The sequence below is a fragment of the Escherichia sp. E2661 genome, assembly GCF_004745185.1.
GTDB lineage: Bacteria > Pseudomonadota > Gammaproteobacteria > Enterobacterales > Enterobacteriaceae > Escherichia.
The window spans coordinates 1-15001 of sequence record NZ_PDIG01000024.1 but is presented as its reverse complement, the minus strand read 5'-3'; the positions used below and the strand labels follow the sequence as shown (position 1 = coordinate 15001).

Annotated in this window: 7 protein-coding genes and 3 pseudogenes; 9 read left to right on the top strand and 1 reads right to left on the bottom strand. The window is 56.1% G+C overall.

The genetic code is table 11. The features are described 5' to 3' along the window. Nucleotides 1-605: 605 nt before the first annotated feature. From gltB to CRI63_RS12385, 9 genes and pseudogenes are all read left to right on the top strand, one after another. Nucleotides 606-5064, top strand: a pseudogene (gene gltB / locus CRI63_RS12420) (glutamate synthase large subunit). Between the two features lie 12 nt (nt 5065-5076). Next, a complete protein-coding gene (gltD, locus tag CRI63_RS12415) occupies nt 5077-6495 on the top strand; it encodes a glutamate synthase subunit GltD (RefSeq protein ID WP_135519678.1) in 1419 nt (472 codons plus the stop codon). A gap of 233 nt (nt 6496-6728) precedes the next feature. Continuing rightward, nucleotides 6729-8051 carry an SWIM zinc finger family protein gene (locus CRI63_RS12410; RefSeq protein ID WP_135519676.1) on the top strand — a complete coding sequence of 441 codons (1323 nt, stop codon included), beginning with the start codon at nt 6729-6731 and terminating at the stop codon, nt 8049-8051. After that, the gene (locus tag CRI63_RS12405; RefSeq protein ID WP_135403605.1) at nt 8048-9652 is read left to right on the top strand and encodes a DUF5691 domain-containing protein; all 1605 of its coding nucleotides are present in this window, start codon (nt 8048-8050) and stop codon (nt 9650-9652) included. Before CRI63_RS12410 ends, CRI63_RS12405 begins: the two co-directional genes overlap by 4 nt. Next, complete coding sequence (locus CRI63_RS12400) at nt 9649-10743, top strand: AAA family ATPase (RefSeq protein ID WP_135403606.1); 1095 nt, start codon at nt 9649-9651, stop codon at nt 10741-10743. Before CRI63_RS12405 ends, CRI63_RS12400 begins: the two co-directional genes overlap by 4 nt. 17 nt (nt 10744-10760) lie before the next feature. Continuing rightward, nucleotides 10761-13022, top strand: coding sequence for a DUF5682 family protein (locus CRI63_RS12395; protein WP_135519674.1), 2262 nt, complete (start codon nt 10761-10763; stop codon nt 13020-13022). After that, nucleotides 13012-13215: a hypothetical protein gene (locus tag CRI63_RS24395; protein ID WP_240782750.1), complete on the top strand. Its 204-nt coding sequence runs from the start codon at nt 13012-13014 to the stop codon at nt 13213-13215. The genes CRI63_RS12395 and CRI63_RS24395 overlap by 11 nt, the downstream gene beginning before the upstream one ends. After that, nucleotides 13169-14182: a VWA domain-containing protein gene (locus tag CRI63_RS12390; protein WP_240782749.1), complete on the top strand. Its 1014-nt coding sequence runs from the start codon at nt 13169-13171 to the stop codon at nt 14180-14182. Before CRI63_RS24395 ends, CRI63_RS12390 begins: the two co-directional genes overlap by 47 nt. A 194-nt stretch (nt 14183-14376) precedes the next feature. Further along, nucleotides 14377-14640, top strand: a pseudogene (locus CRI63_RS12385) (DUF1016 N-terminal domain-containing protein); the annotation flags it as partial. Nucleotides 14641-14655: 15 nt separating this feature from the next. Here the strand turns inward: CRI63_RS12385 and CRI63_RS12380 are convergent. Then, a pseudogene (locus CRI63_RS12380) lies at nt 14656-15001 on the bottom strand (IS4 family transposase); the annotation flags it as partial.

The window sequence follows — 15001 nt, the reverse complement described above, 5'->3', positions numbered from 1 at the left end:
GATCAATCGCCCTGCCCTGCTTTTATTAACTGCATAATCAATCACAATTAATGAAATTCCATGCAGAACAACATGAATTACTTTTGCTTATCTGGCATCGGATTTTTTTATCTCCTTATAGATTTTAGGTAAAAACAGTAGCATGAAATGCCATTGCCGATTAAAGCAGTATAAAATACTGGCTTCTCTGCCTGTTCAAGGCAGGATAAGGGCTATCACGCCCCTAAGGCAGTCAGGAACTGAATGTTTCCCTTGTGAGCATCGCATTAAGCTCAAAGAACACATATTCTTTAATTTCAATTAATTAGCAAAGAATTTTGCGCCAAAGCACATTTCCAGACCAATAAGCTTGCCATTTGACCTGTATCAGCTTTCCCGATAAGTTGGAAATCCGCTGGAAGCTTTCTGGATGAGCAGCCTGCTCATCATATTTATGCAGTAATTGAGATCCCCTCTTCACCGTATTAACCGATGCGAAAAGGACAAAAAAGGGGCGAATGCGAGGTAAGCGTATGAAACGCAAACCCCGTCGCCACGCTCTTTCTGTGCCCGTGCGCAGCGGTTCGGAAGTGGGGTTCCCGCAGAGCCTGGGGAGGTTCACTGATATGTTGTACGATAAATCCCTTGAGAAGGATAACTGTGGTTTCGGCCTGATCGCCCACATAGAAGGCGAACCTAGCCACAAGGTAGTGCGTACTGCAATACACGCACTGGCCCGCATGCAGCACCGTGGCGCGATTCTCGCCGATGGTAAAACCGGTGACGGTTGTGGCCTGCTATTACAAAAACCGGATCGCTTTTTTCGCATCGTTGCGCAGGAGCGCGGCTGGCGTTTAGCAAAAACTACGCCGTCGGGATGCTCTTCCTGAATAAAGATCCTGAACTCGCCGCTGCCGCACGCCGCATCGTTGAAGAAGAGCTGCAACGCGAAACGTTGTCGATTGTGGGCTGGCGTGATGTCCCCACCAACGAAGGCGTGCTGGGCGAAATCGCCCTCTCTTCTCTGCCACGCATTGAGCAAATTTTCGTTAACGCTCCGGCTGGCTGGCGTCCGCGTGATATGGAGCGCCGTCTGTTTATCGCCCGCCGCCGCATTGAAAAGCGTCTCGAAGCCGACAAAGACTTCTACGTCTGTAGCCTGTCGAATCTGGTGAACATCTATAAAGGTCTGTGTATGCCGGCGGATCTGCCGCGCTTCTACCTGGATCTTGCGGACCTGCGTCTGGAATCGGCCATTTGCCTGTTCCACCAGCGCTTCTCCACTAACACCGTACCGCGCTGGCCGCTGGCGCAGCCGTTCCGCTACCTGGCGCATAACGGTGAAATCAACACCATCACCGGTAACCGCCAATGGGCGCGTGCGCGTACCTATAAATTCCAGACGCCACTGATCCCTGACCTGCACGACGCCGCGCCGTTCGTCAACGAAACCGGCTCTGACTCCAGTTCCATGGATAACATGCTGGAACTCCTGCTGGCAGGCGGGATGGATATCATCCGCGCTATGCGTCTGTTAGTACCACCCGCCTGGCAGAACAACCCGGATATGGACCCGGAACTGCGTGCCTTCTTTGACTTTAACTCCATGCATATGGAGCCGTGGGATGGCCCGGCGGGCATCGTGATGTCTGACGGTCGTTTTGCCGCCTGTAACCTCGACCGTAACGGTCTGCGTCCGGCACGCTATGTCATCACCAAAGACAAGCTCATCACCTGCGCCTCTGAAGTCGGTATCTGGGATTACCAGCCTGACGAAGTGGTCGAAAAAGGCCGCGTCGGGCCAGGCGAACTGATGGTGATCGACACCCGCAGTGGGCGCATTCTGCACTCGGCAGAAACCGATGACGATCTGAAAAGCCGCCATCCATATAAAGAGTGGATGGAGAAAACGTCCGCCGTCTGGTACCGTTTGAAGATCTGCCCGATGAAGAAGTGGGTAGCCGCGAACTGGACGACGACACGCTTGCCAGCTACCAGAAACAGTTTAACTACAGCGCGGAAGAGCTGGACTCTGTAATCCGTGTGCTGGGCGAAAACGGTCAGGAAGCCGTCGGTTCGATGGGCGACGACACTCCATTCGCCGTGCTCTCCAGTCAGCCGCGCATTATTTACGACTACTTCCGTCAGCAGTTTGCCCAGGTAACCAACCCGCCAATCGACCCGTTGCGCGAAGCGCATGTTATGTCACTCGCCACCAGTATCGGTCGTGAAATGAACGTCTTTTGCGAAGCAGAGGGCCAGGCGCACCGTTTAAGCTTTAAATCGCCGATTCTGCTCTACTCGGATTTCAAACAGCTCACGACGATGAAAGAGGAGCACTACCGCGCAGATACGCTGGATATCACCTTTGACGTCACTAAAACCACGCTCGAAGCGACGGTCAAAGAGCTGTGCGACAAAGCCGAAAAAATGGTACGTAGCGGCACTGTGCTGCTGGTGCTCTCCGACCGGAATATCGCTAAAGATCGCCTGCCGGTTCCGGCCCCGATGGCGGTTGGCGCGATCCAAACTCGTCTGGTCGATCAAAGCCTGCGTTGCGATGCCAACATCATCGTCGAAACCGCCAGCGCCCGCGATCCGCACCACTTCGCCGTGTTGCTGGGCTTCGGCGCGACGGCTATTTATCCGTACCTTGCCTATGAAACGCTGGGCCGCCTGGTAGACACTCAGGCGATTGCCAAAAATTATCGTACCGTGATGCTGAACTACCGTAACGGCATCAACAAAGGCTTGTACAAAATCATGTCCAAAATGGGCATCTCCACCATCGCCTCTTATCGCTGCTCGAAACTGTTTGAAGCGGTCGGTCTGCACGATGATGTAGTGGGCCTGTGCTTCCAGGGGGCGGTCAGCCGCATTGGCGGAGCAAGCTTTGAAGACTTCCAGCAGGATCTACTGAATCTCTCGAAACGTGCCTGGCTGGCGCGTAAGCCCATCAGCCAGGGCGGCCTGCTGAAATACGTGCACGGTGGCGAATACCACGCCTACAACCCGGACGTGGTGCGCACGCTGCAACAGGCGGTCCAGAGCGGCGAGTACAGCGACTATCAGGAATACGCCAAGCTGGTTAATGAGCGTCCGGCAACCACGCTGCGCGATCTGCTGGCGATTACGCCGGGTGAAAATGCGGTCAACATCGCTGATGTTGAACCGGCAAGCGAACTGTTTAAACGCTTTGATACCGCAGCGATGTCTATCGGCGCGTTAAGCCCGGAAGCCCACGAGGCGCTGGCGGAAGCGATGAACAGCATCGGCGGTAACTCGAACTCCGGTGAAGGCGGCGAAGACCCTGCCCGCTACGGCACCAACAAAGTGTCGCGCATCAAGCAGGTGGCTTCCGGTCGCTTTGGGGTTACTCCGGCGTATCTGGTCAATGCCGACGTCATTCAGATTAAAGTCGCTCAGGGCGCGAAGCCGGGCGAAGGCGGTCAGTTACCGGGCGATAAAGTCACGCCTTACATTGCCAAACTGCGCTATTCGGTGCCCGGAGTGACGCTGATCTCCCCGCCGCCGCACCACGATATCTACTCCATCGAGGACTTAGCGCAGCTCATTTTCGACCTCAAGCAGGTCAACCCGAAAGCGATGATCTCCGTGAAGCTGGTTTCCGAACCGGGCGTTGGCACCATCGCCACCGGTGTGGCGAAAGCTTATGCCGATTTAATCACCATCGCAGGCTATGACGGCGGCACCGGCGCAAGTCCGCTTTCATCGGTGAAATACGCAGGCTGTCCGTGGGAGCTGGGACTTGTTGAAACACAACAGGCACTGGTTGCCAACGGCTTGCGTCATAAAATCCGTTTGCAGGTCGATGGCGGCCTGAAAACCGGCGTTGATATAATCAAAGCGGCGATTCTCGGCGCAGAAAGCTTCGGCTTCGGCACTGGCCCAATGGTGGCGCTCGGCTGTAAATATCTGCGTATTTGCCACCTGAACAACTGCGCCACCGGCGTGGCAACTCAGGATGACAAACTGCGTAAGAATCACTATCACGGCCTGCCGTTCAAAGTGACGAATTACTTTGAATTTATCGCCCGTGAAACCCGCGAGCTGATGGCACAGCTGGGCGTAACGCGCCTGGTGGATCTGATTGGTCGCACCGACCTGCTGAAAGAGCTGGACGGTTTCACCGCCAAACAGCAGAAACTGGCGCTGTCGAAGCTGCTGGAGACTGCCGAGCCGCATCCAGGTAAGGCGCTCTACTGCACCGAAAACAACCCGCCGTTTGATAACGGCTTGCTGAACGCGCAGTTGCTGCAACAGGCGAAACCGTTTGTCGATGAGCGCCAGAGCAAAACCTTCTGGTTCGATATTCGCAACACCAACCGTTCTGTCGGCGCGTCGCTTTCAGGCTATATCGCCCAGACGCACGGCGATCAGGGGCTGGCTGCCGATCCTATCAAAGCGTACTTCAACGGCACCGCAGGCCAGAGCTTCGGTGTGTGGAACGCGGGCGGCGTGGAACTGTACCTGACCGGTGATGCCAACGACTATGTCGGTAAAGGCATGGCGGGCGGCTTAATCGCCATTCGTCCTCCGGTTGGCTCGGCCTTCCGTAGCCATGAGGCGAGCATTATCGGCAACACTTGCCTGTATGGCGCGACCGGCGGTCGTCTGTATGCCGCAGGCCGCGCGGGTGAACGTTTCGGCGTGCGTAACTCCGGTGCTATCACCGTGGTAGAAGGCATTGGCGACAACGGCTGTGAATATATGACGGGCGGTATTGTCTGTATTCTGGGTAAAACCGGCGTTAACTTCGGCGCGGGCATGACCGGCGGCTTCGCTTACGTTCTCGATGAAAGCGGCGATTTCCGCAAACGCGTTAACCCAGAACTGGTCGAGGTCTTAAGCGTTGACGATCTGGCGATCCATGAAGAGCATCTGCGTGGTCTTATCACCGAGCATGTGCAGCATACCGGTTCTCAGCGCGGTGAAGAGATTCTGGCGAACTGGTCAACCTTCGCCACTAAATTTGCGCTAGTTAAACCGAAGTCCAGTGATGTAAAAGCACTGCTGGGTCACCGTAGTCGTAGCGCAGCAGAGTTGCGCGTGCAGGCGCAGTAAGGGGTAGCAACAATGAGTCAGAATGTTTATCAATTTATCGACCTGCAGCGCGTTGATCCGCCAAAGAAACCGCTGAAGATCCGCAAAATTGAGTTTGTTGAAATTTACGAGCCGTTTTCCGAAGGCCAGGCCAAAGCGCAGGCTGACCGCTGCCTGTCGTGCGGCAACCCATACTGCGAGTGGAAATGTCCGGTACACAACTACATCCCGAACTGGCTGAAGCTCGCCAATGAGGGGCGTATTTTTGAAGCGGCGGAACTGTCGCATCAGACCAATACCCTGCCGGAAGTTTGCGGACGTGTCTGCCCGCAAGACCGTCTGTGCGAAGGTTCCTGCACTCTGAACGATGAGTTTGGCGCAGTGACCATCGGCAACATTGAGCGCTATATCAACGATAAAGCGTTCGAAATGGGCTGGCGTCCGGATATGTCCGGCGTGAAACAGACTGGTAAAAAAGTGGCGATTATCGGTGCAGGCCCGGCCGGTCTGGCGTGTGCGGATGTCCTGACGCGCAACGGCGTAAAAGCGGTCGTCTTCGACCGTCACCCGGAAATTGGCGGCTTGCTGACCTTCGGTATTCCGGCCTTCAAGTTAGAAAAAGAGGTAATGACGCGCCGCCGTGAAATCTTCACCGGCATGGGTATTGAATTTAAACTCAATACCGAAGTGGGCCGTGACGTGCAACTGGACGATCTGCTGAGTGATTACGATGCCGTGTTCCTTGGCGTCGGGACTTATCAGTCAATGCGCGGCGGGCTGGAAAACGAAGACGCCGATGGCGTGTACGCAGCGCTGCCGTTCCTTATCGCCAACACCAAACAGTTAATGGGCTTTGGTGAAACCAATGACGAACCGTTCGTCAGCATGGAAGGTAAACGCGTGGTAGTACTTGGCGGTGGCGACACTGCGATGGACTGCGTGCGCACGTCTGTACGCCAGGGAGCGAAGCACGTAACCTGTGCCTATCGTCGTGATGAAGAGAACATGCCGGGTTCCCGCCGCGAAGTGAAAAACGCGCGGGAAGAAGGTGTTGAGTTCAAATTCAACGTCCAACCGCTGGGGATTGAAGTGAATGGCAACGGCAAAGTCAGCGGCGTGAAAATGGTGCGTACCGAAATGGGCGAACCGGATGCCAAAGGCCGTCGCCGCGCGGAGATCGTGGCAGGTTCCGAACATATCGTTCCAGCAGATGCAGTGATCATGGCGTTTGGTTTTCGCCCACACAGTATGGAATGGCTGGCAAAACACAGCGTCGAGCTGGATTCCCAAGGCCGCATCATCGCCCCGGCAGGCAACGATAACGCCTTCCAGACCAGCAACCCGAAAATCTTTGCCGGCGGCGATATCGTCCGTGGTTCCGATCTGGTGGTAACCGCCATTGCCGAAGGCCGTAAGGCGGCAGACGGTATTATGAACTGGCTGGAAGTTTAAGTAGCCACAACTCTGCGAAGCCCGGATACATCGGGCTTCGCAGCGTTAAAAAATTATAATTTTCTGAAAAACCCCGAATAGTCACGCTGGTGATTGTTTCCTGAATTTCTCCCTCTATACTCAATCCATATTTGCGATGGACGCGCAATACGCTGTTACGGAAAACAGTCTCCTTCTGCTTTGCTTAACGCCTCTTTGACTCCATCACTTCTCCACGCCAACAGAGAATGACAATGGAACTGACCGTTGAATCAGTGCAAGCCCTGGCGCCCGATGACGCCTCGGTGAAAGCGGCTCGTGGGCTGGTTGCTCCCGCAAAATGGCCGACGCTCGGATATAGCGAGACCGCCTTCTGGGGAGAGTGTAAAGGTAGCGGCTCCCGCCCTTATCAGGTACGGATCGACAGACTGGATCTGACCTGTAAATGTTCCTGCCCCAGCCGTAAATTCCCCTGCAAACATAGTCTTGCGCTGCTCTTGCTCCAGGTGCAACAAACCACAAGCTTCACCGCTGGCGAACCACCTGAATGGGTGAGCGAGTGGCTAACCTCGCGCCAGCAGCGGGCGGTTCGCCAAGAAGAGAAGAAAGAACAGGCTGAGGCAAAAGCTGCCGACCCGCAGGCTGCCGCCAAACGGGAAGCGGCGCGTAACCAAAAAATGACGGCGGGGCTGGATTTCCTCGAACAGTGGATGCACGACCTTATTCGCCACGGCCTGGCGCAGCTGTCTGCACAACAGTTGCCTTTTGCCGGGATCGCCGCCCGCATGGTCGACGCCCAGTTGCCGGGAATTGCCGCCCGCCTGAACAACCTGACAACTCTTTTTACTACCGCCGAGGCATGGCCACCGAGCCTGTGCAGAGAACTGGGGCAGCTACAGCTCATTACTGACGCCTGGCGCCAGCAACAAGCGTTATCTCCAGCACAACTCAGCGATCTCCATGCGGCATTGGGAATAACTGCGGATAAAAATGACGTCGCTGTCGGAGAAACCTGCCAGGATAACTGGCTGGTCTTAGGGCAAAGCGCGCAAGAAGAGAACAATTTATGGCGACGCCGGGTCTGGCTGTATGGAGAAAAGAGTCACTGTACCGCGCTGCTGCTGGACTATTCACACGGTGGGAAAAACTTTCCTCAGCACTTTATCACCGGGCAAGTCTGTCACGGCGCACTCGCCTTTTTCCCCGGCGCATCACCGTTACGGGCGCGGGTTGTGGAGCCATTTACCAGCGGTGAAAAATTCCCGCTTGCAGAATTACCCCTCCCAAACGCGCTGCATGAAATGGCGCAGCGGCTTAGTGCCAATCCCTGGCAATGGCCTCTGCCGCTACGCGTGAGCGAAATGTTGATTTACCCGCACGAGAGCGGCTGGCGGTTTGTCTCGACACAGGGCCAGCACTTACCGGCGCGCCTGTCTTCGGACGAGGGCTGGCGGTTACTTGCTGCCAGCGGCGGCGCGCCGTTTATGCTAATGGGGGAATGGGACGGTCAGCAACTGACGCCCTGTAGCGCCTGGCTTGCTGGTAGCGTGATTTGGGCAACCGGAGGCGCACAATGAACGAATGGCAAAATTTAACCCGCACGGCACTGCTCGGCACAGACCAAAAAGCGTTTACATCGTCGGCGTCACAAAGCGAGATCGGGCAACTCCTGTCTGAACTGACGAATAACACCTCCGCAGAACAACAGTTGCTGCGCTCGGCGGGCGTTCTGGCACTCTGCCAACTTGCAGGCTGGGAGCCGCAGGCAATTGTTCCCACACCGCTGCCGGAAATGGGCGAAGAAAATGCTCAGACAATAAACAACCCAGCTTTTGCAGGCCTGCTGCATCTGCTGCTGGCAGAAGGGCCGCCGCGTTTGCTGTGGTCGGCGCTTGATCACCTGGTTCAGCGTCAGCTTCTTCCTCCGCCCCTGCTGTTACCGGCATTGCTGAATTATGGCGCGCAAAAGCCATCGCTACGCGGCATCCTGCCCGATGTTCTGGGCGCTCGCGGGCGCTGGCTGGCGCAGATTAACGCCGACTGGGGCTACTTTCTCGCCTCCGGTGACGCTCCGCTGGATGAAGAAATGTGGCTGCACGGCACGCCCGAACAGCGACTGCAATATCTGACGCAACTGCGCACGTGCGCCCCGGAGCAGGCCCGCGATCGGCTGGCGCAGGAGATGAGCACGCTGGATGCCCGCGAACGCGCGCAGTTATTGGCAGTGCTGGAAGTGGAAATCTCACTGCATGACGAAGCTTTTCTGGAACAGACCTTATCCGATCGCAGTAAAGAGGTGCGGCAAACTGCGGCACGGTTACTGCGTTGTCTGCCGGAAAGCGCCTGGATCTCGCGCATGAAGTCCCGGTTAGCGCCGTTGCTCAATTCATCCCCCGATCCTGAGACCTTACTTGCAAGGCTAAAAGGCTTAATCGGCAAAGAAAAAACGTTGCTCGTCACTCTTGATACCCCGGCGGCGTTCTCGCCAGAGTGGAAGGCCGATGCGCTGGAAGAAACTAAGCCCAAAGGCGAAAAGCTGGGCCAGCGCGCATGGTGGCTGTATCAGATAGTTTCTGCACTGCCGCTCGACTGGTGGCAAACACAAATGCAGGCCACACCAAATGAATTGCTGCGCTGGGCTGGGCAAACCGACTGGCAGGAGGCGCTACTGCGCGCCTGGTATAACGCCGTCCTGCGCGAAAAAAATCCACAGTGGGCGCAGGCATTCCTCGCCCTACTCCCCGTCGGAATAAGCATTCATCACCCCGCTGGCGTGAAGATTAACGCCTTTGAGCTTTTGCAATGCCTGCCCGTAGAAGAACACGAGCCAGTGTTGACGTCACTGTTTTCGGTGATGGGCGGCGAACATTTACAACGCTACATCGCTCTTTTACCGCAAGATGCTTCCCTCTTTAGCAGCTGCCTGAGCAAGCAAATGGTCATGAAACTGCACAGTTGGGTACAACAGGATGCTGCACGTTACGACTACACCTTGCGACATGTGATGAGTGATTTCGCCTGTTTGCTGGCCCCCGAAGTCCTCAATGATGTCATTGAAAAGTGGCCGCACGACGCACAACAAACGCCTTACTGCGAGGCTGCCTTCACTGCCCTGAGCGCCACGCTGGCGCACCGAATTCAACTTCATTCGCTTTTTGTCGGAGAAACTACCTTATGAATGCCACCGCTACTGCCGCCGTTTTACGCCGACATGCCGAACAACAATTTGCTGAAGAACTGGCTGAGCTGCAAAAAAACGATTCTCATCCACGCCCGGAAAACTGGACTATTTCTCCGTGGTCCGTTGCTACTTATCTGTTAGGCGGGCAACTGGAAAATGGCTTTGAGGTCACGCCGAAATATATCGGCAACCGGCGGATTATCGAAACAGCCGTTGCCACGCTGGCAACCGATCGCGCACTGCTATTGTATGGCGTACCCGGCACCGCAAAATCCTGGGTGTCTGAACATCTGGCGGCGGCCATCAGCGGCGACTCAACGTTGATTATTCAGGGCACTGCTGGCACCGGTGAAGAACAGATGCGTTATGGCTGGAACTACGCGGAGCTGCTCTCTAAAGGCCCGTCACGTTCGGCGCTGGTAGAAAGCCCATTGATGCGGGCGATGGCGCGCGGGCAGATTGCACGCGTAGAAGAGCTGACGCGTATTCCTGCCGATGTTCAGGACACCCTGATCACGATTCTGTCGGAAAAAACGCTGCCTATCCCCGAACTGAATGAAGAGGTCCAGGCGACGCGCGGCTTTAACGTTATCGCCACTGCCAACAACCGCGATAAAGGCGTTAACGAGCTTTCTTCCGCGCTCAAACGTCGTTTTAACACGGTGATTTTGCCAGTGCCCGCCAGCGAAGAAGAAGAGATTAACATTGTCACTCGCCGCGTCGCCGAACTGGGTCAGGCGCTGGCGCTTCCCGCTGAACCACCCGCGCTTAAAGAGATTCAGCGAGTCGTGCAAATCTTCCGCGAACTGCGTAACGGTCTGACGGTTGACGGCAAAACGAAAATTAAGTCTCCGACCAGCACCCTCAGCACCGCAGAAGCGATCTCCGTTATCAACAACGGTATGGCGCTGGCAGGCCATTTTGGCGACGGCGTGCTGCATCCGCGGGATATCGCAGCAAGCCTTATCGGCGCAGTGGTAAAAGATCCCGTGCAGGACGACGTGGTCTGGCGTGAATATCTGGAAACCATCGTCAAAGAGCGCAGCGACTGGAACGATCTCTATCGCGCCTGTCGCGAAATTGTGTAATCAGCAAGGCAACCACTATGACTGAACAAACCGTTCATCTGTTTGGCATCCGTCACCATGGCCCTGGCTGCGCGCGCAGTCTGCGAAAGGCGCTGGAGGCGCTACAGCCCGACTGCCTGCTGGTGGAAGGGCCGCCCGATGGCGAATCTATTCTGCCTTTCATCCAGCATGAACAGATGCAACCGCCGGTCGCGCTGCTGATTTATGCCCCGGACGACTCGCATCATGCGGCGTTTTATCCCTTTGCGGCGTTCTCCCCGGAATGGCAGGCGCTGCGCTATGGTCTTGAGCAAAATATCGCCGTGCGCTTTATGGACTTGCCCATTAGCCACCAGTTCGCGCTTGATGACGAAAAAGAGAGTAGTGACGATGATGCCGTGGAAGCCAGTCCCGATAGCGATCCGCTGGACTGGCTGGGTCGCGCCGCCGGTTACGCCGACGGAGAAAGCTGGTGGAGCCACAGAGTAGAAGAGCGTGAAGATGATTTGTCTCTGTTTGAAGCGATTCGCGAAGCGATGATTGCCTTACGCCAGGCAGAACCCGATGTCAGATACTCCACCCGCGAGCAACGGCGGGAAGCGCTGCGTGAAGCGTATATGCGCAAGACGCTACGCCAGGCGAAAAAAGAGGGCTTCTCGCGCATAGCAGTGGTCTGCGGTGCGTGGCACGTTCCGGCGCTGGAAAACCTGCCGCCCGCAAAGAATGATAACGAACTGCTGAAAAATTTGCCGAAGTGTAAGGTTGCCGCCGCCTGGACGCCCTGGAGCTACGAGGCCCTAAGCCGCGCCAGCGGTTATGGCGCAGGGGTAGTGTCACCGGAGTGGTACGATCATCTGTGGCGTTATCAGGGCGCATCTCACCGCGATATTGGCTGGCTGTCACGGGCGGCAAGGCTATTTCGCGCAGCCGATCTCGACTGTTCCAGCGCCCACATTATCGAAGCGGCGCGGCTGGCGCAGACGCTGGCGATTATGCGCCATCACCCGCAACCGGGGCTTGACGAGCTTTGCGAAGCGCTGCAAACCGTAGTGTGTATGGGCGAAAGCGCGCCAATGCAGATGATTCGCCAGAAGTTAATTGTCGGCGATGCGCTGGGGAGCGTACCGGATGACACGCCCGTCGTGCCGCTCCAACGCGACATTACGCAACAGCAAAAAACGCTGCGCCTGAAGGCAGAAGCCAGTGAAAAAGTGCTGGATCTCGATCTGCGCAAACCCGGCGATCTGGCGCGTAGCCATTTACTGCATCGCCTGACCTTACTCGACATTCCCTGGGGCCATCTGGCTGGACAAGGAAATAACAGCAAAGGGACGTTCCACGAAGTCTGGTCGCTGCGCTGGGAACCGGCACTGGCAATGAACATCATTACCGCCAGCCGTTGGGGAAACAGCATTGAGCAGGCCAGCGCCCGCTACGCCATTGAGAGGGCGCAACACGCCAGCACGCTGCCGGAACTGGCAAAGCTTATCCAACAGGTGCTCCTGGCCGATTTACAGACCGCGATTGCCCCCATCGCCAATGCGCTGGAATCACTGGCTGCCACTCAGGGCAATATCGAACAGTTGCTGGAAGCCCTGGCACCGCTGGTAGCGATTGTCCGCTACGGCAACGTGCGCCAGACCGACTCCAGAATGGTAATGCAGGTACTGATGAGCCTCGCCCCGCGCGCTGCCATCGCCCTACCCGGAGCCTGTTCGGCGCTCAACGACGACAGCGCCGCCAGTATGAGAGAAAAAGTCATCGACGCCCACGCCGCGCTGCGGTTGCTGGATAACGAAGATCTGTTGGCTGGCTGGTTGCAGGCGTTGATGGTGTTGGCAGAGGGCAGTACCGCGCACGCGCTGCTTCGCGGAACGGCAACGCGCCTGTTGTTTGATCTGCAAACGTTAACGACAGAACGGATCACCACGCTGATGAACCTGGCGCTATCGGCAGCCAATCCCCCGGCGGAAAGTGCTGCATGGGCGGAAGGTTTCCTCAACGACAGCGCGATGGTGCTGCTGCACAATAGCGAATTATGGCAGTTGATCGATGCCTGGCAAAGCGGCCTGACCGACGATCACTTCACCCGGATCCTGCCGATGCTACGGCGGACATTCGCCCGTTTCTCCAGCCCGGAACGCCGCCAGTTAGGCGAACGCGCCGCGCAGGGCGAGCGTGTCGCACAACAAGAAGAAACCAGCGGTATATGGGATGAACAGCGTGCCGCGTTAATGCTGCCGCTACTGCGCCGCATTCTGGCTTTGCCACCACACGAAAGGGAAAATCATGTCGAGTAACGAAATGGAACGGCTGCGCCGCTGGCGTCTGATCCTTGGAGAAGATGCCGACAATGCCTGTAACGTGGCGCTGGATGCCAGAGAATCCGCGATTGATGCCGCGCTGGCGGCGCTGTATCAGCCAGAGGGTAAACATGGATTACGCGGTGGCACGGGGTGGATCGTCACCCAAAGTCGCTCGCTGGCTGGGTGATATCCGCCAGTATTTCCCCTCTTCTGTGGTTCAGGTGATGCAAAAAGACGCCTTTGAACGTCTTAATTTGCACAGTATGTTGCTGGAGCCGGAGATGCTGGCAAACGTCCAACCTGATGTGCATCTGGTCTCCACGCTGATGTCGCTGAATGGCGTAATTCCGGCCAAAACCAAAGAAACCGCCAGGCTTGTGGTACGTAAAGTTGTCGAGCAATTGATGAAACAACTTGAAGAGCCAATGCGTAGTGCGGTGAGCGGCGCTCTTAATCGTGCGGTACGTAATCGTCGCCCACGCCATGCGGAGATTGACTGGCAGCGCACCATTCGCGCCAACCTGCGCCACTGGCAGGAAGAGTACAAAAGTATTGTTCCTGAAACGCTCATCGGCTACGGGCGCAAGTCACAGCGCACGCAAAAGGAGATCATTTTATGTATCGACCAGAGTGGGTCGATGGCCTCTTCGGTAGTCTATTCCAGTATTTTTGGCGCAGTAATGGCATCACTTCCGGCGGTAAAAACGCATCTGGTAGTTTTCGACACCGCAGTCGTTGATATGACAGAGAAGCTCGACGATCCGGTAGAGCTGCTGTTTGGTGTGCAGCTGGGCGGCGGCACCGACATCAACCGCGCGGTGGGCTACTGCCAGTCTTTGATTCGCGATCCGCGCAATACCATTCTGGTGTTGATTTCCGACCTCTACGAAGGCGGTGTGGAACGTAACCTGTTGCAACGCGCCAGTGAGTTGATTCAGTCCGGCGTGCAGGTAGTTACGCTGCTGGCCTTAAGCGACGAAGGCGCACCGTTTTACGACCGGGCGCTGGCAGGAAAACTCGCCGCTATGGGCATTCCCTCCTTTGCCTGTACCCCTGATTTATTCCCCGGCATGATGGCCGCCGCCATTCGCAAAGAAGACGTGAGTCTGTGGGCGGCACAACACGGCGTAGTGACAGCAAGAGAAACCGCCTGAGAATTCTGGCCGGATGCCCCGCTCCGGCCTTTTTTGATTCATCTTCATCACAACGTTACAGCACAATTGCTGGAAAGCGCCTCGCATAACGTGAAGAAATCCCATGTAACAAGCCCACCTGGATTGTTACCGGCAGATGCCCGGCGTATAGCTGATTCCATTATTCAACACTGCGCCATATGAAGGGACAGATAATGGAATCGCTCTCAGAGAGAACCTCAACAGGCTACCAGCAAATCCACGACGGTATTATTCATCTGGTCGATAGCGCCCGGACGGAAACGGTACGTAGCGTTAACGCGCTGATGACCGCGACGTACTGGGAAATTGGCCGACGAATTGTCGAATTTGAACAAGGTGGCGAGGCCAGGGCTGCGTATGGTGCGCAGCTAATCAAGCGACTATCAAAGGATTTAAGTCTAAGGTATAAGCGTGGGTTCTCTGCAAAAAACTTACGCTAAATGCAATGCCGTTCACTTAAGCGGAGCGGTGCTGCGTTTCACCGGATAACGGGTTTTTGATATCTTAACTGCCCTCGGCCTTGATGGTCGGGGGCGTTTTGTTATGAACACCGCTTCCACGAGCCCCCCGCAGATGCTCCAGTCGTTTCGGGATGGTCCCCGGTGATGCCGTATTTCCCAGCACTATCATTTCTGTCGCGATAAACTGGAACGCGAACTTAAAGCTGATTTCTGACGCCGCTTTTTTGTGTTTCTCAGCCGCTTTTGTTGCCTCACGCCGTATCAGGTTGTAAGCCAGCAAGATGCCCCACACCTCCTGTTCCAGCAGCTCAACCTTACGGCTTCTCAGCACCAGGGC